Raw genomic sequence first — 18847 nt, forward strand, 5'->3', positions numbered from 1 at the left:
ATAATTATGTAGGTACTTAACATGTCACATAAAATAGTTTTACCTATACATTCATTTCTCAAGCATATTGTAAATAATTAGTGCTGATTCATATAAATCATATTTTTCATCCATTACAGCAGAATACTTAATATCAATAACTTCAATATTTAAATTCATAGTTAGCCATTCATTTATTTTTTCACTTAATTTAGTATCTATAGTTGAGTAAATTGATTGTGTTTTAATCACTTTTTTAACCTCTCCATTTCTAAAGCTATTAACTAATACAATTATTATTCTTCTTAGAAATTCATATTTTCTCTCTAAGATTATTAATCTTGTATTTTTATAATTTAACTTAATACAACAAGTAGTCTTTAAATATCATTAAAATATAATTTAGACTAATACACTCCTATCCTGCACGTCCCGTTGAGTACTTGGTATGATACTTCATCCATATTTTTTGATTAACTCTATCTCAATACCCTGTTTGGTTAAGTTTTCAACTAGCTTAACCAACTTGTCATGTTCACGTTTTATACTTTGCATTTTACGAATCACTCTTATAGATTCAATTATTTCTTCTGCGCAAAGCTCAGCAGCTGCATAATTACCATGCTTAGTATGATTAATTAATTCTAAAAGTATTTCTTCTATATTCTTTTGTTCCTTATATGCATTTCTATAATCTTCATCTCTCACTAAAGTAGATATCATTTATTATTTCCTTTCGCTAGTAAGATTTGTTCTTAGTTAAATTTGTAATCAGTTAAAACTATTAAACCGAAACCCAAAAAATAATATAGATTCATTTAATTAGATATTATTCTTACTAAGATATAAATACTTAATTGCTAATAGATTAATCGAATTTATATCCCCCTTCTTTTTCCAGGGACCGTCAATATTTATGTGTAAATGAGTGTGACCTTTTCTTGTAGATGCTCTTTTATTCTTTTGATTTGAACATTAATTCCAACTCTGCACGCGATTTGTCGAACCCTAAATGACATCGTGTAGCGAAGCGTTGATTGTACTGATCAAACTGAGATACAAGAAAGCGTTCCAACGATTCTTCGTTTGGGAATTGCTCTTTTCGCTTGCTGTATTTCTTGATTTGTTTATTAAAGGATTCTATTAAGTTTGTGGAGTAGATGCTGCGCCAGATACCTTTTGGAAAGCTGTAGAACGTGAAAATATACGGATTTTCAAGCAATGGCTTCGTTACTTTCGGGTAAATGGATTTCCATTTCTCCACAAATTCTTGCAATGCTTTTTGCCCCATTTCGAGGTTGTCTGCACGATAAACAGTCTTAAAATCCTCGCAAATTTCAGCTCGATCTGTCACACGTACTTTATGTGCAATATTACGTGCAAGATGCACACAACACGATTGATATTTTGACTCGGGAAAGACGGAGAAAATACTATCAGTAATACCTTTTAAACCATCTGAAATGAATAATAATATTTCTTCTGTGCCACGATCTCTGATATCTTCCAAAAGTTCTTTCCAAACTCTAGCTGATTCATTTGGTGCGATTGTGTAAGCTAAGACTTCTTTAGAACCATCTTCACGAATACCAACGGCAATATAGACGGCTTCTTTTGCGACTGTTTCACGTTTTAGAGCGATATATGTCGCGTCCAAATAAACGCACGCATAACGTGCAGAGAGAGCTCGAGCTTGGAAAGCTTCTACCTGTTCAGACATCACTTTCGTCATATTCGAAATCGTTTGTGGCGTGTAATGATGACCATACATTTTCTCAATTAAATCAGAGATTTCCGTCATCGTTACACCTTTTTGGAACATATGAATGACAAACGATTCGAGCGTATCATTTGAACGCTTATATGGAGCCACAGTCTGTTGTCTAAATTCACCGTTGCGATCACGTGGAATGGCAATTTGAAGATCACCAAATTCTGTGTGAAGCGTCCGTGAATAGGCGCCATTTCTAGAGTTGCCAGAGTTGAAGCCAATACGGTCATACTTTTCGTAATCTAAGAAACATGTCAATTCGCTCGCTAAGAGCGCGTTTACGGCCGATTCTAGGTGCGTGCGAAAAACTTCCTTAATATCTTCTTTTTTTACTAGAGCTTGGACAATATCTGTTGTAAACTTATTCATAGGGAAGACCTCTTTTCTGTGAATTGTGTTGTGGTGACTTAATTCTACAAGAAAAGGTCTTCCTTTTTCTATTTATTCATTTACACAAGATATTTTACGCTCTCTTTTTCCATTTAAAAAACATTGCTATTTTAGCAATAATATAGATAAAATTATTAATGTATTTCAATTTATTATTAGAAAAGTACAATTCAAAACTATTTCGTTTTTACTCACCTCATTAATTTCTGTTTTAGCAATTAATGAGACTATATCATTGCTATTTTAGAAATGCAAGAATTAATTTTATTATTATATTGTTAAAGTAGACACATGATAGAATCCAGATATAAGGAATTTTAAATCATTTATTGTGAAGGGGTGATTTTATGAATATAGGAAAAAGAATAATCGTATTGCGTGAAAAAAAGGGGTGGAATCAAAGAGATCTGGCTAACAAGATAGGAATAAATGCAAGTGTAATGAATCGTATTGAATCAGAAAATCGTCCTATAAAAGATGAGGAACTATTAAAATTGTCAAATGTTCTAGAATGTACTTCCGATTACCTTCTGGGTAAGTCCAATATTCAGACTTTAATGCCTTTTGATAAGAATGAAGAAGAGTTTCAATCATTTGCAAATAGTCCAGACTTACAAAAGTGGTACAAAGAGCTTCCAAAATCTAAGGAAGAAGATTTACGATTATTGAGAGAAATGTGGGAAACAATAAAAAGAAATAAACATTAAATCATTCACTTAGGCTTCAGTAAAAACTGGAGCCTTTTTCTTATATATATCTGATTTACAAACCATTTAGCTGGTTAATAATTCTTATTCAATCTCAACTGAATTGTCTTCTTTTATTGACTAAAAAAACAATATATAATATCCAATTAATTAACTTATATAATTGAAATTTTATTAGTGAGCATATTTTTCAAAAAAAAAACACTTCCAATCTGTTACATTTTATTTTATACTCTAAGGAACACATGTTCTGTTTTTGAAGGAGAGAGTTATGAACACATATTACTACAGTCATCTTGAAGAATATGTTAGAGTTTTTTATGAAAAATTAAATATTCTACAACCGATTGATATTAACATGCTTCAAATCGCTAAAGAATTACATATTCAAGTCTTTTACTGGCCCAACCCTAGTCAATCATTGTACTTTAGTCAAAGTGGTTATATTTTTTTAAATAATCAATTATCATCGCAACGGCATTGGCAGGATTTTTGTCATGAATTATGCCATGTTCTTTTTCATAGAGGAGATCAAATGAATCTTCCTTCCTTATTTCGTGAATATCAAGAATATAAAGCAAACAATTTTTCTTTACATACCGCTATTCCCACATTTATGCTCGAACAAATTAAGCTACCTAATGATTTTTACCAAGCAGTTCTTATTATTCAAGATACTTTTAATGTTGAAGGAGATTTTGCGAAAAAAAGATTAGAAGGTTACTTAATGAAGTATTTAGATAATTCAAACACCTGTTTAACAAGCTATAACTAAATAAAATAGCCATTAAGACTTCTCTTAAAAAGAAAATAATAAGTAAAATCTTAAAGCAGATAAAAAACATTTGTTATAAGAGTATTTACTGCAAGCAAAAGATAGTGGTGGCCATTAATCGGCTACCACCCTTTTCGATATTCTAAGCCTTGCATACCAGATATACGATATAGCACATTATTCTGGATAATTATTATGTAACTTTTAATAAACTAGACTTAACTTATTTCATGCCAAATTGATTATTCTGAAAACCAAACCTTTTTCCCCAAAATTAGGCTTATGACCATAACCCGTTATTTATTGGCACATATAGATAGCAAGACAATGAAAACAGGGGGCAAAAAGTGGATGAATAAAGAAATAATGAATTCTTTATTGCATAAAGTCATTAAGGTCGATCGTGGGGGGCCTGAATCTCGCATTGGTTTTTTATTAGATGTAGGAAATGATTATTTTACATTACTTACTGAAGAAGATGGCGTTATCTATTACAGTACACAACACGTTAAAAGCTTAACAATAGATGCAAAAGATGGCTTAAAATTTGAACTAGACATTCCGGAAAACTTCGAATATATAACAGGTGCAGACTTTTTCAGTATTCTAAACAGCTTAAAATATTACTGGATCAAAGTTAATCGTGGTGGACCAGAAATGCTTGAGGGTGTGCTTGATGAAGTTGGTGAAGATCATGTAATAATCATTTCAAACTTAGAAATCATCAGACTTTCAAAGTTCCATATTCGAAGCTTAAGCTATGGGGCTAAAGTTGAAAAAGTAAAGGAAGAAGAAGAAAAAGAAAGTGATTCTTCAGCAAAGAAAAAAGAACATAATTCAGAAAGCAGCTCTTCAGGAGAACATGAATAACCATTAGTATTTTATTCGCAAGTGAAAATAACTCATGAGAGGAGACCCCTATTTGAAAGAGGAGAGCTTTGGACGATCAATAGGGGAACTTAAAGGTGCTAAAATTGGTTTATATCTAAATTGCAATCAATTTATAAAAGGCACTTTACTGGAAGTTAAACAAGACCACCTTGTTGTTGATGTGAATGACATTGTGCATTATTTTTCACTTCACCAAATCCATGTACTTTCAAAAGACGCTACCGACATTCGTAATTTCCCCAAAACGATTCCTTATTTTGATAGGGATCGTTTGACTGATGTATTAAAAGACTTAAAATACAACTGGGTCACAATTAATAGTTTGAGTCAACAATTTTTTGTCGGATTACTAAGTAGAATCGCGGATGATCATATCATCTTAATAAGCAATGGAGAGCAATTATATATTCAGAATTCATTTATATCAAATATATATAAAGGTAATTATAAAATTGAAGAAGTTTCTCAAATCCCCCTTATACAATCAAATGATGAAGAAGCATCATTATCCACTATTGAAAAAGAACACGAACATCCTCTTGAAGATAAAATTAGCGTACAGACAAATAGCAAAAAGGCAAATGTGGATGATTTCCAAATTGATAATCCTGAATCCAGTCCAATGGTTAATTTTATAAATGAACCTAATGTTACAATTCCAAATAATAAATATTTGTTAGATAAAACATTATCTATCGATGTAGATCAACCTCCTTCGCTGTTCTCGGAGGTTGATTCTTCTATCGATTTAAATCCATCTTCTTTACTTCGCTCTAATGTCGATTATACGGGTGAAGGGAAAATTTCGAATGTGGTACAAACGAACAAAAAAAGAGTACCCATTACATTCAATACTATTTTTAATGATCCACTTTCAAATACTAAAGAAAACATTCCAATTAATGATACGGAATCAATAAGTGATGAACTAACTCCATTTAAAAGAGATTTTGAAACCTTAGTCGAAAATGATTCTGCCAATGGAAAATTTGCTCAACTACCATCCGAAGAAATGAATTCAAAAGAAGAAAAAATAATTTTAGAAAAGCAATACTTTGCTTTAATGAAACATGCTGAAAAGATGTATCATAAAATAAGAGATGAACGATTAAAAAAGTAATATTTAAACATAAAGAGAAATGCTTGCAGAGATATTTATTTCAGTAATAAACTAACTTTTTTAAATTATTTCTAACATCTCTTTTCAGGTAATAGATTAAACTGCTATTTAATTAAATAGGAGGGTAAACTTGAATACTACATTTCAAGATTTTAATAACGAAATTGTGAAATTGGATTTATCAGGGAAAAATCATCACGTTGGTAATATCATTGAACTCGGCAATGATTTGATTGTCCTATTTAATGGAACTGATTATATTTATATTCCCTTTGAGCATATTTTAAATTTAGCTATAGCTATTGATAAAGATCATAAAGATGCAATTTCCAAGCCTTTAGAATCGCCTAGTATAACATCAAAAGAAAACAAAAATGATTTGACTCTAACAAACGTTCTTACACAAGCACAAGGAATATTTGTCGAAATCTATGTAACAAATAACCAACCGCTTCACGGTTATATCTCTCATATCATGGATGACTATTTCGTATTCCATTCCCCAATCTATAAAACGATGATTATTGCAACAAAGCATTTGAAATGGCTGATTCCTTACTCCCATAATCAAAGTCCTTTCGGATTAACTGATCAAAATTTTTCAGTTAAACCTTTTACTAAACCTTTATTAAAGACAATAAAAGAACAAGTAGAAAAAATGCAAAATGAACTTGTGGTGTTTAACCTTGGTGAAAAGCTTCATCATGTAGGAAAAGTAAAGAACATTAACGGGCTAGTCGTTGAGGTTGAAACAGCAAGGAATGTTTCTATTTTTCTTAACCTACTTCATATTAAAACCATACACAGAGTGTAAATCATTTGTTCCCATAGCTGATTTTCACAGTAAAGAATCTATTTCAATTTTAAAATGTACCCTATAAAAAATAGAATAACTACTAAAATAATTCTATTTTTTATAGGGTACTTATATTAATAATATGAGCTAAAAAATTTAATTTTGAAACCTAGGAATAATTTAGCTTCATAAAGGATAAATACCTTACTTTTTAATTAGTACATCTAACTTACTTTCCAAATACATATTTCGTGCTCGAATAAATCGTAGTATATATTGTGGTTCGTCATCAAAGATTGTTATCTTATTTTTTAAATTTGGATCCTTATGGATATATGGTCGAATAGTATTATAGAGGTTTTCTATAAGAGGTTTCTGAAATTGTTCAGTGAATTGTGTATGCAAAACCTCTTCAAGAAACGCTCCATACATAAGTCTAAATTTAGTGCAATCTAGTAATCTAGCTGTCAATGTATTATACCCTTCAATTGGGATATAATCATGATCAAGAGGCCTACCATGTAAGTCTCTCCCCCACGTTCCATCATAATCCCATGGTGTGATTTCGATTAACTCGCTATCACTATTATGATACAGTGCATAATTGTGTATAAATCCGTCGAAATTTTGAGTACAGACGACACCTGTAAGCCACTTTAAATATTTTGGAACATCTAAAATATTTTCTATTTCTTCATCGAATTTCTCTTTTTGAAATGTATTAACTACAATAAGTAATTTTTTAAGAGAGCTATCACGCTGGAAGTCATACTTCTTTGTATAACCATCTTCTAATGTTAACTTTAACTTGTGATCAGGGGTATATAATGAAAAATTTGCATCGTCGTTCGTTGCATAGTAAATGGCTCCATCTGGTAAATTTCTATTGCGCAAATAATACTTATCAAACGACTCCAGCTGCAAATACACCCCATGGCAAACATCATTAATATAAAGAAGAATATGAGTAGATTGTGGCGCAAGGACACCCATACTTTCAAAAAAATCAAAAGAGAGCTTATTTCGTATCATAGAGGGATCGTTATACTCAGCATTTAAATGAATTTCGTGCTGTCCTTCCATAAAATAAGGCTTTTCAAATATAATATGATAGGATTTTTTTTTATGTTTTCGTAATTGGTTTCCTCGTAGGGCTATTTTAATTGAGAGTCTCTGATTGGCTGTTTTTAATTTTGCATCGACATAATCATGCTCCCAAATATCATGATGTATTCTTAAAAGTTCGTTTTCGGGTACTTCAATATAATACTTTTTCATTTATATTTATTCCCTCCAATTTTTTATACACTTTGATTTTTCGTAGTAGAAAAGAAAATATTGTATATTATAGTAATCATTTTCCCCATTCCTTCTAACACTCCTTTGCATAAATTATATGGATGTCAAATGTAAGGAGGGATAAAAGTGAATAATACCTTACTTGAGGATGTAAAAAGACTTTCATCAATTGCAGAAACAAATGGTGTTTTACACTATATGACTAACAATCCGACAGATGAACCTGAAGAATTTGATACAATCATAAATAGAGGTTCTCGTGGTAGAAAAGGTTCTCGCGGTAGCAAGGGTTCTCGCGGTAGCAAGGGTTCTCGCGGTAGCAGGGGTTCTCGTGGTAGCAGGGGTTCTCGCGGTAGCAGGGGTTCTCGTGGTAGCAGAGGTTCTCGTGGTAGCAGGGGTTCTCGCGGTAGCAGAGGTTCTCGCGGTAGCAGAGGTTCTCGCGGTAGCAGAGGTTCTCGCGGTAGCAAGGGTTCTCGCGGTAGCAGAGGTTCTCGCGGTAGCAGAGGTTCTCGCGGTAGCAGAGGTTCTCGCGGTAGCAGAGGTTCTCGCGGTAGCAGAGGTTCTCGCGGTAGCAGAGGTTCTTGTGGTTGCAGGGGTTCTCGTGGTAGCAGAGGTTCTCGCGGTAGCAGGGGTTCTCGCGGTAGCAGAGGTTCTCGCGGTAGCAGAGGTTCTTGTGGTTGCAGGGGTTCTCGTGGTAGCAGAGGTTCTCGCGGTAGCAGAGGTTCTCGCGGTAGCAGAGGTTCTCGCGGTAGCAGAGGTTCTCGCGGTAGCAGAGGTTCTCGCGGTAGCAGAGGTTCTCGCGGTAGTAGAGGTTCTCGTGGTAGCAGGGGTTCTCGTGGTAGCAGGGGTTCTCGTGGTAGCAGAGGTTCTCGTAGAAGAGGAAATTGCGGCTGTAGAAGAAAACGTTTTTAAAGAATATCTAGAATTTAAACCTTCCATATTGCAGCAAAAAAATAACTTCGGCATTGCGCTGGAGTTATTTTCTTTAGACTTGTATAAGTCTCGCAATAGAAAGATGTGAACTCCAATTGTTAGGCGAAATTAACAATTGGAGGGATATTGTTTTTTAGCTACTAAAAGTTAAACTTATATGAATACCTTCAATGCCAATCTATTTTAAAGGGCGTTTCAATTTCTAATATTTATTAATTCATATACTAATTCTAATTTTAACGTTAACTAATTATTCTTATTAAACATTTGTTTATTAAATTGTTCAGAATATCCTCTTGGAATACTTAGCGATTCCCATTCGGAAGTCTTTAAAAGCTTGCCAATGTACACAATTTGGCCAACATGATAAGAGTAATGTGAAACTTGTCTCTCAATCGCATCCATTACAAGATGATTTTCCCCTCGTATTTTAACCTTTTTCAGTAAATCCTGTTCTGTCAATTCGCCGAGTGTAGTAAAAACAATTTGCCAGCCTTGTTCCCAAACTTGAAATAATTCCACTTTTGACAAATACGAAGCTTCAAACTCTAAATCCCTATTTCTTGTTGGCTTTTCTCCATCTGTAGAAAGAAAATTACTCCATCGAGAAATCATATTACCCCCAACGTGTTTTATAATAACAGCAATACTATTGCATTCCTCGTGATTTGACCAATTTAATTGCTTATCATCTAGTTGTTGAAAAGTTTGATCTCCTAGCTTCTTTATTTCCGAAAATTTTTTATTTATTATGTTTAAATAAGTTTCACCCACATTCATTATAAATCCCCCCTAAGTTTATCTAAACATACAGTAACCCATTACCAACTACAAGATTGGTGAAAACAAGCTACTTATTGATTCTTTTAATTGTTTCCCTAAACTCTTATTCTTCATATCAGCCATTGTCAGCTCTCTACTCGCTTGGAAATCTATTTTGAAATCATGCAATAAGTGATGAATTGCATCACAAGCCTCGTATAAAAAAACCATGAGTTCATGGTTAAGGCGGAAGCTACGAATGTCAAAATTGGCGGTTCCAATAGTAGCATTCATACCATCTACAGTAATAATTTTGCAATGCAAAAACGATTCTTCATCATAGACAAATACGCGGACACCAGCTTCAAGTAAAGTTTTAATATTAGCATTACTACCATGATAAGAAATACCCATATCTCCTTTTCCTGGAAGAATAATTCGTACGTCTATACCACTCATTGCTACCCGTCTTACCACGGCTAAAGCTTCAGCATCTGGGATAAAATAAGGAGTTGCAATCCATACATTTTCATTTGCTGATTCGATTAGATTGAGCATGGCATCACGTATGATATTTTCTTTATCATATGGTCCACCATAAATCACTTGAGCCCAATCATCACCTTGTTCAATTGGGGAGAAGTACTTTTGTACTCCCTGCTCATTTATAAAAGGAGTAGCAGCACCCTTTTCATTTTTCATAAAAACCCAATCATTTATAAAAGATTCTTGTAATTCACAAACTGATAATCCTTCAATACGAAGATGTGTATCACGCCAAATTTTAAAGGTATTCGTATTAGATAAATACTCATCACCAACATTCAGACCTCCAGTGAAGCCAATATGACTATCTACAACTATTACCTTTTTGTGATTTCGAAAATTTGCCTTATGCAAGAACCACAATGATAATATTGGCTCGAACGCTATGACCTCCGCTCCTGCATCAGACAGGGGTTTAAGGAAAGTCGAGTTTAAACACTTCGCACCTATTGCATCATACATAAAACGTACTTCTATACCCGCTTTTGCCTTTTGAACTAATAAATCTCTAATTTCAGTACCAATATTATCTTTTTTATAAATATAGAATTGCATATGAATATGACATTTGGCATTTTTTAGCGCTTCCATAATAGCTGAAAAAGTTGCAGCGCCATTTGTTAAAACATCAATCTTATTACCCTTCAGTGACTTGATATTCGATAAATTAGCAATACGTTTTGATAAACGAGGAGTATCTCTAGAATGATATTTTTTTTGTATCGCATGTGATACTTTAACTACTTTAGCTGTTTCTTGTATTTGTGAAAGTGAGAATTTACGTGTTATGGGATTTCTCCCAAAGTATAAATAATACGCCGTTCCAATGACTGGGAGACCTAAAATAACTGTAATCCACACGACTTTCGATGAAGTATTACGTATATCAAAGAAAATCAACTTAATAACGATTGAAAGTCCAAATAATTCAATCGCTATGCCTATTACATATGTAACTTTCATATTCCAAATAGAAAACATATATCCAATGCCGATTACGACTGTTGAAATAGCTATAAATTGGAAAACCTTCTGCATAATATCCCCTCCACATTCCCTTCCCCTAATACAAAATAAATTTATACTTACAACTTATGTGATTTTTTTTATAAATAGCTCCTATTTCTTAAGAGAATTTGAACATTAAAAAAATCCATCACGAACAACTCTAAAAATGCGACACAAACCAAAACTAAAAAAGTCTCAACTAGAGGTATGATTCCAATCAATATAAAAAATGTTTTATGAACAATAAAAAAACTCTGTCAAGTAGGAGGGCACTGAAAAAGTCCATAAAATGAATTCTAACCATGGTGGAAGCGATTAATCGTTTTTGCCATGGCTTTTTCTTCGATGCCGTTAATTTCCGCTCCGGCGGACGCTTTCCTGGGGACGAACCTTGAGCCTCCTCGTCGCTAACGCTCCTGCGGGGTCTCAAGATGTTCGCTAGTTCCCCAAGGAGTCGCCGCCTGCACTCCAATCAACTAGTTTTATCGTTTTTCTGAGTTTTCCATTCTCTCCGAGTCACACATACCCCTTTATAATGAAAGGACTAATTCAGGTGGTGCTGTATATGATTTTCAAACAGGAAATATTCACCAACCTTAGTCCTTAACTTGTTTACTTTCCACAACTTCTCGAAGCAAGCTACTAAACTCAGTTAGCGAAAAAACAAAGGCAAATACCAAATCATATGTTTTTTGCTAGGAGAATGTATGGCTTCGTTGAAATAGGACGTATTGAATAGTAAAAATAAGATCACCCGAATAAATTGTCAGTAGACAATCGAATCGGGTGATCTTTTACTTTATAAATATTTTTTTAATATGTGCCTGTATTTGCTCCAAATCTTCTTCAAATATACGTTCCTTCATCGCACCATATAAAGAAAAGGTAGGCAATTGCTGCATGCCACAGTATTCGAAGGTTTTATGTACTGGGAACAGTACCTCGTCTTCTGACTTCCCTTCCAAAAATGCTGTAGGTTCGGAAGATGCAAAGGAGGTCTTCTTAACTCCCCATGTAACAGAAAACATATATTTCTTCTCCTTCAATAATCCGCCTCTTCCTAATTCAGTCCCTTTCGTAAAAAAGATTTTAGGGAGGAAAATATCATCAAAATATTTTTTCAAAACCCCCGGAATACTAAACCAATAAATTGGAGTTTGTATAACAATACAATCTGCCCAAAGGAACTTTTCAATTTCCTTATCAACTTCATACCCTTCTTTAACAATAGTTGTCTGAATTTCATACTTTTCACTTAAGTCACTCTGTATGACTTGAGCAAGACTTTGTGTTAAATTTCCAGGCGCGCGTTCAAATTGATCATGGCCATCAATTAGTAGTATTTTATCCATTTACAATCTCCTCACATTATTCATAATAATGTACCGACGTTTTTTAACTTTTTGGAAAAACAATTAAAACCCTAACCAGATAACCAAAGAGAACAGAGGGATTACAGTACTAAATTTTCTTCACATCTTTTGGGCAAATTCACTCGCCTCTAACACTATGCTAACTGGTTAACATACATCATACATAGTATGCTAACGAAAAGGTTTTTGATTTGTTTTAGTAATTTCTTTATTTCATTCACTATACTAGTGCTCAATAATTCTAATCAATTTCGACTCCGTATCAATCTCTACAAATCCTCCGATTGGGAATGTAAACATTGGCTGTATATGACCAAAGCTTGCATTATACATTACAGGAATGTCTTTTAAAGTTGGATGTTTGTCAAAAATAAAATGCAAATGCTCCTCTGTCATTTCAGATTTATTTTGGAATTTGCCAATGACGACTCCTTTTAGATTTTTTAATTTCTCCTGCTGTAGTAATGATGTTAAATCGCGTGCAAATGTCAGTGGATCTGTTAATTCGTCATCTTCTATAAATAAAATCACATCATTTAAATCCGGCATAAATTGGGTACCTTGTAGCAAATTGAATGTACATAAATTACCACCAAATAATTCACCCTGAGCACGCCCAGCGTTATAAACTTTCAATCCTTCGTTTAGAATCAAATTACGATTCTCCTGATTTATAAACCATGCATCATCGCTCCAAACTACTGATTGTTCCACGTCAAAAGCTCCATCTTCCATTAAACATTTTTTAAAATAAGCGGTTTGATAATCCTGCTCTTTCTGCATACCGAAGCTTGAGAAATGTGGTCCTGAATATGTAACTAAACCCGTTTTGGCAGTAATAGCCCACGCTAGCGCAGTAATATCACTATATCCACAAACGATTTTTGGATTGTCCTTTATGAGTTTATAATCAACATAAGGCAAGATTTCATTAAGATTAAAACCCCCAATGACGGTCAAGATCCCTTTCACTTGTGGGTCTAGGAAAGCATCGTGTAAATCCTCTACTCGGGCCTGAATAGAAGATGAGTAATGCAAATCACAATCTGATACATGCTCTCCAAATGTTACTTTTAAACCAAGCTTTTTTAATTGCTCAATTGCTCCTTTAATACCTTCTTCTGATAAAATTTGCATACTACGACTAGGTGCAATAATACGCAGTTCATCGCCTTTTTTTAATTTAGGTGCTATCATTCTTTAACCTTCTTTCTATTTTTAAAATAAAAAGTCCTACTTCACAAACACATTCCCTATATTTCAAGATACAAACTTACACACATACATGTTAACTACTGCTGCCAAGTTTTCTTTCAAAATCACCCTAATAGGAAGTATTTAGCTTTTTTTCATAAAGTCTTTCAACAGCCGATTCTCTCTATAAAAAAGAAATAGTCCTTTTCTTCCCTATGTTTCAATCATCTGAATAATGGGGTTGATAATACAGAAAACCCACACAAATGTAATTATATACCTTTTGTCAGTTTTACTAAAATATTTATATTATATATGCTTGCTGATTGTTCTTTGACTGTAAAAGCAAGGTGCCACAACATTTAATGGAAAATTTAGTAATTAAAATAAAAGCAATCTTCACATGGAGTCCATCCTATTAAAACTAGATTGTAAAGACTGAAACATAATAATTGAGATACTTTAAAGCTCAATTATTATCCGAAGTTTTAATTGTTGTTTTCCCCCATCTTTAACTTCGTATTCTCTTCGATTAATATTCTATGGACATTACAAAGAAATAAGAAAACATATGCCATTTGATTTAAATTTCCTCTACAACAAAAAGTACTTTTACAAAAATCTAAGTTATAAACTTTAGTTCTAGGTACAAATAAAATAACTTTTTCATAAAATTTAAGATAAGCATGGAATCTGCCCCTTATCAATTATTTTGGTATGAATAGTATGTTAGTTAGGAGGAGAAAAATGGATAATAAAAAAGAAAGATGTTGCAAGTGTAGGAAATACCTCTGTACTTGCAATAAAAGCATTACGCGAAGACGTAGATGTTATGTGGGTCCCCGAGGCGTAACCGGACCGAGGGGTGAACGCGGACCAAGAGGTTTTATTGGTATTCCGGGTGTTGCTGGTGCTGATGGCGCTATCGGACCTCAAGGACCTGCTGGCGCTGACGGGGCTATCGGGCCTCAAGGACCTGCTGGCGCTGATGGCGCTATCGGACCTCAAGGACCTCAGGGGGTTGTAGGGCCAACTGGCGTTGATGGTGCTCAAGGGGTTGCTGGTGCTGTCGGGGCTGTCGGGCCTCAAGGACCTGCTGGTGCTGTCGGGGCTGTTGGACCTCAAGGACCTGCTGGCGCTGACGGAGCTGTTGGACCTCAAGGATCTACTGGTGCTGACGGCGCTATCGGACCTCAAGGACCTGCTGGTGCTGATGGCGCTATCGGATCTCAAGGACCTGCTGGCGCTGATGGGGCTCAAGGACCTCAAGGGGTTGCTGGTGCCGATGGCGCTATTGGACCTCAAGGACCTACTGGTGCTGACGGCACTGTTGGACCTCAAGGACCTGCTGGTGCTGACGGGGCTGTTGGACCTCAAGGACCTGCTGGTGCTGACGGGGCTGTTGGACCTCAAGGACTTGCTGGCGCTGACGGGGCTGTTGGACCTCAAGGACTTGCTGGCGCTGACGGAGCTGTTGGACCTCAAGGACCTGCTGGCGCTGACGGGGCTATTGGGCCTCAAGGACCTGCTGGCGCTGACGGGGCTGTTGGACCTCAAGGACCTCAGGGCGTTGCTGGATCTGGTGTAATAATTCCATTCGCATCAGGAATCCCTGTTTCACTCACGACTATTGCAGGGGGCCATGTTGGTACGCCAAGTTTTATTGGGTTTGGAAGCTCTGCACCAGGTATTAGTATAGTAGGAGGAACAATAGATTTAACAAATCCTGCTGGCACGCTTACTAACTTTGCAATTCCGGTTCCTCGTGCTGGAACAATTACTTCGATGGATGCTTTCTTCAGTACTACATTAGCGCTATCCCTTATTGGATCAACAGCAACAATTACAGCTCAATTATATGAATCAACCCCAACAAGTACTATTTTCAGTCCAGTTGCAGGAGCTTCTGTAACATTGGCTCCATCTCTAACAGGTATTCTCTCCATTGGTACCACGAGCAGTGGTATCGTTACAGGATTAAACATACCAATAACTGCACAAACACGACTATTAATGGTCTTTACTGTAACCGCTACTGGTGTTTCTCTTATTAATACTATTGAGGGTTATGCAAACGCAGGACTATCAATTAGTTAATTTATAAAAAAATTCTCGCCTTAAATATCTTGAAGCTTACCTTATACATTATTTTGCCAGCAGTTTTTTTTAAGGCTGTTTTCTCAAAGATTGTTGCTATTAAGATTTAAAATAAGAATAGAGGTTTAATCCACAAATTGTGTAGATTAAACCTCTATTTTATTTCAAGTATTTAACTTAATGTTTGTTTAGTTAAATCTCTTTTTTAGTTGATTAAAGAAAAAATCAAAACTTTAGTATCCTTTAACAACCACAATTCTGTTCCTCATTATTTATCAATGGAATCAAGGGGAACCCCATAGTCTTCCAAGCAGCTATACCACCATTCAACTCTTTTACTGAGTATCCGTTTTCAATTAATATTATAGAAGCCTTTGCAGCTGTATTACACCAAACATCCCAACAATACAAAACGATTTCTTTGTCTTTAGGTAGTTCATCTAACCGAATTTCTAATTCTGAAAGTGGGATTTCTAAAGCACCTTGTATTTTTTCTTTTTTCAAAGCAGGAGCACCATTCCTAACATCAATTAATAAATAATTTTCTGGTTGGCTTTTTTTCTCCGTCATATAATCCATAGGACTGAACGTTGATTCAACGCGATTTTTAAAATATGAGATTTGATTCATTTTATTTTTCTCCTATTCTTTTCACTATTTTTATTAAATACTTTTTAAACGCATCTTTTTCCTCATCTTCTAATGCTGACAATACTTCTCGCTCAGACTGATTCATTAACTCCAAACAATCATCTACGGTTTTTTTACCTTTTTCCGTAAGATTAAGACAGTAAGACCTTCTATCATTTGAGTTTTTGTCTCTATTTATATAGTGAAGAGATTCCAAACGATCTACGTGATCCACCATAGATGTCCTGTCTATTTTTAAATCTTCTGCAATTTCTTTCTGAGATGTGTTAGGACGTTCCTTTATTCTAATCAGGACTCCGAATTGTCTTGCATTTATACCATAAGGCTTCAACTGTTCTATAAAATCTTCTTCTAACATTTGTTCTACTTTTCCAGTTAAAAAACCAAATGATTTAAATATATCACTCAATTTTATACCTCCCATCGAATAGTCAACTGATATGATAATCAGTATAACTGACTATATGGCAAATGTAAATATTTTGAATAATAAATCGAGTAAATTATTTACATTCCCTTCTTACAGATGTTTTATAGCCATTTTCCAACAAATGAATCTGTTGCATATACTGAAAACAGTTGATTTTGTTTTCTCGTAATGATGCTACAGTAAAATAGTTAGATTTTTTTACAAGCTGAAATAAGCATTTGCTCAACTCGATTTTCAAATGTCAAACTTTTATGTAACTCAAGCCAACGATACCAGTAGAGGTAACTATCCAAATAATAATCTTTCAGCAAATCTGGATGAATTTAAATAATACAAACATATATGATTTGAAAAGCAGATCCTTCACTACATTATAGTGTCCCCTTGAAAATAGATAGTTAAAAAAGTATCTATACTGTCTAAGCTACGATCAACTGACTTCGGCGTTAAGCTAGACCGCAACATACTTACACTCCTAGTACCGTAGATTAAAAATAAATGGATAGTGGCAACTTTTCGTTCATAATTGAATAGAAAGTTGCCTTTATCCACGCTCCTTTTTCACTATTTTTTCCATCAAAGTTCTCTTCTCTAGAAGTACTACCTTCCTTACCAATCACTACTAATCTATTTAGATGATTGTGAATTTTCAAAAATAAAAGTACAATTGGGATTATATTTGATAGTACTATACATATTTTTAGGAGGAACAACTTTGAGCAAAATTCGAATTGGTATTGTTGGTTATGGTAATTTAGGACGTGGTGTTGAAGGGGCCATTGCACAAAATCCCGATATGGAACTAGTGGCAGTGTTCACTCGTCGAGACCCTTCTTCTTTAAAAATCGCGAGTGCTAATGTGCCAGTACATGCTGTGAACGATGCAGAAAACTTTAAAGATGCCATTGATGTTATGATTCTATGTGGTGGATCTGCTATGGACTTACCGGAACAGGTACCGCATTTCGCCCAATGGTTTAATACTATTGACAGTTTTGATACACATGCCAAAATACCCGATTTCTTTGACGCAGTAAATGCAATAGCCGAACCTGCAAATAAAGTGAGCATTATTTCAGTTGGATGGGATCCAGGCCTATTTTCATTAAACCGTCTTTTAGGAGAAGCCGTTTTACCTGTTGGGAATACTTATACTTTTTGGGGTAACGGCCTAAGCCAAGGACACTCAGATGCAGTTCGCCGTATTGAAGGCGTCAAAAATGCGGTGCAATATACTTTGCCAATCGAAGAGGCAGTAAATCTAGTACGTAATGGTGAGAATCCTGAACTGACTATACGTGAAAAACATACTCGTGAATGTTTCGTTGTTTTAGGAGAAGGCGCAGATGCAGTGCAAATCGAAGAACAAATAAAAACAATGCCAAACTATTTCTCTGATTTTGTTACAACTGTAAATTTCATCTCTGAAGATGAGCTTGCTTTAAATCATGGTGGTATGCCACATGGCGGATTCGTTATTAGAAGTGGTGAATCCAATTCGCTGGATACGCAAATTATGGAGTTCTCTTTGAACTTAGAAAGTAATCCATACTTTACATCAAGCGTATTGGTAGCCTTTGCTCGTGCCGCTTACAAATTAAATAAAGCAGGCGACCGAGGAGCTAAAACAGTATTTGATGTCCCATTTGGTTTGTTGTCACCAAAATCAGCAGCAGAACTTCGTAAAGAATTATTATAAGATACAAAAGGCTGGCCCTGTCTTCATAACAAGTCAGCCTTTAATCAATTTTACCTCGGCATAATTGCGTCCGGAATCGGCTTTGTACTTGTACAAAGAACTCCTTTCCGATTCAGTGACATCCGCCGGAGGTTTTAAATTATTTATAATATCAAAATCCACTAAAAGTGTTCAGTCATATTGACTTTTATTCGCTCGACAACTATGATGAATAGTGATTCTTACAAAAGACTCAATAATCTCAAACAAAAAACCTTGTGCTACCATTCTATCAAATGAAGGGCTCATAAGGTTTTTTGTTATTCCACCGAATTGGAATGACTGACAACTCAATCATTATTGACGATGCTATTTATGTCATGTACAGTTGAAGGATAAGTTCAAAGGCATTGGTTTAATGGTGTTTTTTTGATACCTCTTTAAGTA

Annotated in this window: 18 protein-coding genes and 1 pseudogene; 8 read left to right on the forward strand and 11 right to left on the reverse strand. The window is 34.8% G+C overall.

The features are described 5' to 3' along the window. Nucleotides 1–51: 51 nt before the first annotated feature. From ACZLO7_RS18650 to ACZLO7_RS18660, 3 genes are all read right to left on the reverse strand, one after another. Nucleotides 52–231 carry a hypothetical protein gene (locus tag ACZLO7_RS18650; protein ID WP_464937899.1) on the reverse strand — a complete coding sequence of 60 codons (180 nt, stop codon included), beginning with the start codon at nucleotides 229–231 and terminating at the stop codon, nucleotides 52–54. 204 nt (nucleotides 232–435) lie between these two features. After that, on the reverse strand, nucleotides 436–702 hold the full coding sequence (locus tag ACZLO7_RS18655) for a hypothetical protein (RefSeq protein WP_464937900.1): 267 nt from the start codon (nucleotides 700–702) through the stop codon (nucleotides 436–438). A gap of 232 nt (nucleotides 703–934) precedes the next feature. Continuing rightward, nucleotides 935–2119, reverse strand: a complete 1185-nt coding sequence (locus ACZLO7_RS18660; protein ID WP_464941454.1) for an IS256 family transposase — start codon at nucleotides 2117–2119, stop codon at nucleotides 935–937. A gap of 368 nt (nucleotides 2120–2487) precedes the next feature. On the opposite strand from ACZLO7_RS18660, the gene ACZLO7_RS18665 reads away from it, so the two are divergent. The 5 genes from ACZLO7_RS18665 to ACZLO7_RS18685 all read left to right on the forward strand — a co-directional run bounded on the left by ACZLO7_RS18665 (nucleotide 2488) and on the right by ACZLO7_RS18685 (nucleotide 6447). After that, nucleotides 2488–2847, forward strand: coding sequence for a helix-turn-helix domain-containing protein (locus ACZLO7_RS18665; RefSeq protein WP_464938341.1), 360 nt, complete (start codon nucleotides 2488–2490; stop codon nucleotides 2845–2847). A 271-nt stretch (nucleotides 2848–3118) separates the two neighbouring features. Then, a complete protein-coding gene (locus ACZLO7_RS18670) occupies nucleotides 3119–3622 on the forward strand; it encodes an ImmA/IrrE family metallo-endopeptidase (RefSeq protein ID WP_464938340.1) in 504 nt (167 codons plus the stop codon). Nucleotides 3623–3973: 351 nt separating this feature from the next. Further along, nucleotides 3974–4492 (forward strand): hypothetical protein, encoded by a 519-nt coding sequence (locus tag ACZLO7_RS18675; protein ID WP_464938339.1) that lies wholly within the window; start codon nucleotides 3974–3976, stop codon nucleotides 4490–4492. Nucleotides 4493–4544: 52 nt separating this feature from the next. Further along, a complete protein-coding gene (locus ACZLO7_RS18680) occupies nucleotides 4545–5633 on the forward strand; it encodes a hypothetical protein (protein ID WP_464938338.1) in 1089 nt (362 codons plus the stop codon). A gap of 130 nt (nucleotides 5634–5763) precedes the next feature. Beyond that, complete coding sequence (locus tag ACZLO7_RS18685; protein ID WP_464938337.1) at nucleotides 5764–6447, forward strand: YwrJ family protein; 684 nt, start codon at nucleotides 5764–5766, stop codon at nucleotides 6445–6447. Between the two features lie 186 nt (nucleotides 6448–6633). Here ACZLO7_RS18685 and ACZLO7_RS18690 read toward each other — a convergent pair whose 3' ends face one another. After that, a complete protein-coding gene (locus tag ACZLO7_RS18690; RefSeq protein WP_464938336.1) occupies nucleotides 6634–7707 on the reverse strand; it encodes a CotH kinase family protein in 1074 nt (357 codons plus the stop codon). A gap of 280 nt (nucleotides 7708–7987) precedes the next feature. Here ACZLO7_RS18690 and ACZLO7_RS18695 point away from each other — a divergent pair, with 280 nt between their 5' ends. After that, nucleotides 7988–8749, forward strand: coding sequence for a hypothetical protein (locus ACZLO7_RS18695; RefSeq protein ID WP_511261361.1), 762 nt, complete (start codon nucleotides 7988–7990; stop codon nucleotides 8747–8749). Nucleotides 8750–8907: 158 nt separating this feature from the next. Here the strand turns inward: ACZLO7_RS18695 and ACZLO7_RS18700 are convergent, their stop codons facing one another. From ACZLO7_RS18700 to ACZLO7_RS18715, 4 genes are all read right to left on the reverse strand, one after another. Next, nucleotides 8908–9441 (reverse strand): DUF1572 family protein, encoded by a 534-nt coding sequence (locus ACZLO7_RS18700; protein ID WP_464938333.1) that lies wholly within the window; start codon nucleotides 9439–9441, stop codon nucleotides 8908–8910. Between the two features lie 48 nt (nucleotides 9442–9489). Beyond that, a complete protein-coding gene (gene cls / locus ACZLO7_RS18705) occupies nucleotides 9490–11007 on the reverse strand; it encodes a cardiolipin synthase (RefSeq protein WP_464938332.1) in 1518 nt (505 codons plus the stop codon). Between the two features lie 764 nt (nucleotides 11008–11771). Next, a complete protein-coding gene (locus tag ACZLO7_RS18710) occupies nucleotides 11772–12329 on the reverse strand; it encodes an NAD(P)H-dependent oxidoreductase (protein ID WP_464938331.1) in 558 nt (185 codons plus the stop codon). 246 nt (nucleotides 12330–12575) lie between these two features. Continuing rightward, nucleotides 12576–13547 carry a S66 family peptidase gene (locus ACZLO7_RS18715; RefSeq protein WP_464938330.1) on the reverse strand — a complete coding sequence of 324 codons (972 nt, stop codon included), beginning with the start codon at nucleotides 13545–13547 and terminating at the stop codon, nucleotides 12576–12578. Between the two features lie 831 nt (nucleotides 13548–14378). Between ACZLO7_RS18715 and ACZLO7_RS18720 the strand changes: the two genes are divergently transcribed. Continuing rightward, nucleotides 14379–15641 (forward strand): exosporium glycoprotein BclB-related protein, encoded by a 1263-nt coding sequence (locus ACZLO7_RS18720; protein ID WP_464938329.1) that lies wholly within the window; start codon nucleotides 14379–14381, stop codon nucleotides 15639–15641. Nucleotides 15642–15884: 243 nt separating this feature from the next. Here ACZLO7_RS18720 and ACZLO7_RS18725 read toward each other — a convergent pair whose 3' ends face one another. From ACZLO7_RS18725 to ACZLO7_RS18735, 3 genes and pseudogenes are all read right to left on the reverse strand, one after another. After that, nucleotides 15885–16271, reverse strand: coding sequence for a rhodanese-like domain-containing protein (locus ACZLO7_RS18725; RefSeq protein ID WP_464938328.1), 387 nt, complete (start codon nucleotides 16269–16271; stop codon nucleotides 15885–15887). Nucleotide 16272: 1 nt separating this feature from the next. Further along, complete coding sequence (locus tag ACZLO7_RS18730; RefSeq protein ID WP_464938327.1) at nucleotides 16273–16701, reverse strand: MarR family winged helix-turn-helix transcriptional regulator; 429 nt, start codon at nucleotides 16699–16701, stop codon at nucleotides 16273–16275. Nucleotides 16702–16885: 184 nt separating this feature from the next. Further along, nucleotides 16886–17018 (reverse strand): annotated as a pseudogene (locus ACZLO7_RS18735) (IS1595 family transposase); the annotation flags it as partial. A gap of 419 nt (nucleotides 17019–17437) precedes the next feature. Here ACZLO7_RS18735 and ACZLO7_RS18740 point away from each other — a divergent pair. After that, nucleotides 17438–18421: a diaminopimelate dehydrogenase gene (locus ACZLO7_RS18740; RefSeq protein ID WP_464938326.1), complete on the forward strand. Its 984-nt coding sequence runs from the start codon at nucleotides 17438–17440 to the stop codon at nucleotides 18419–18421. Nucleotides 18422–18847 lie beyond the last annotated feature (426 nt).

The sequence above is a fragment of the Viridibacillus sp. d25.2 genome, from assembly GCF_055456015.2.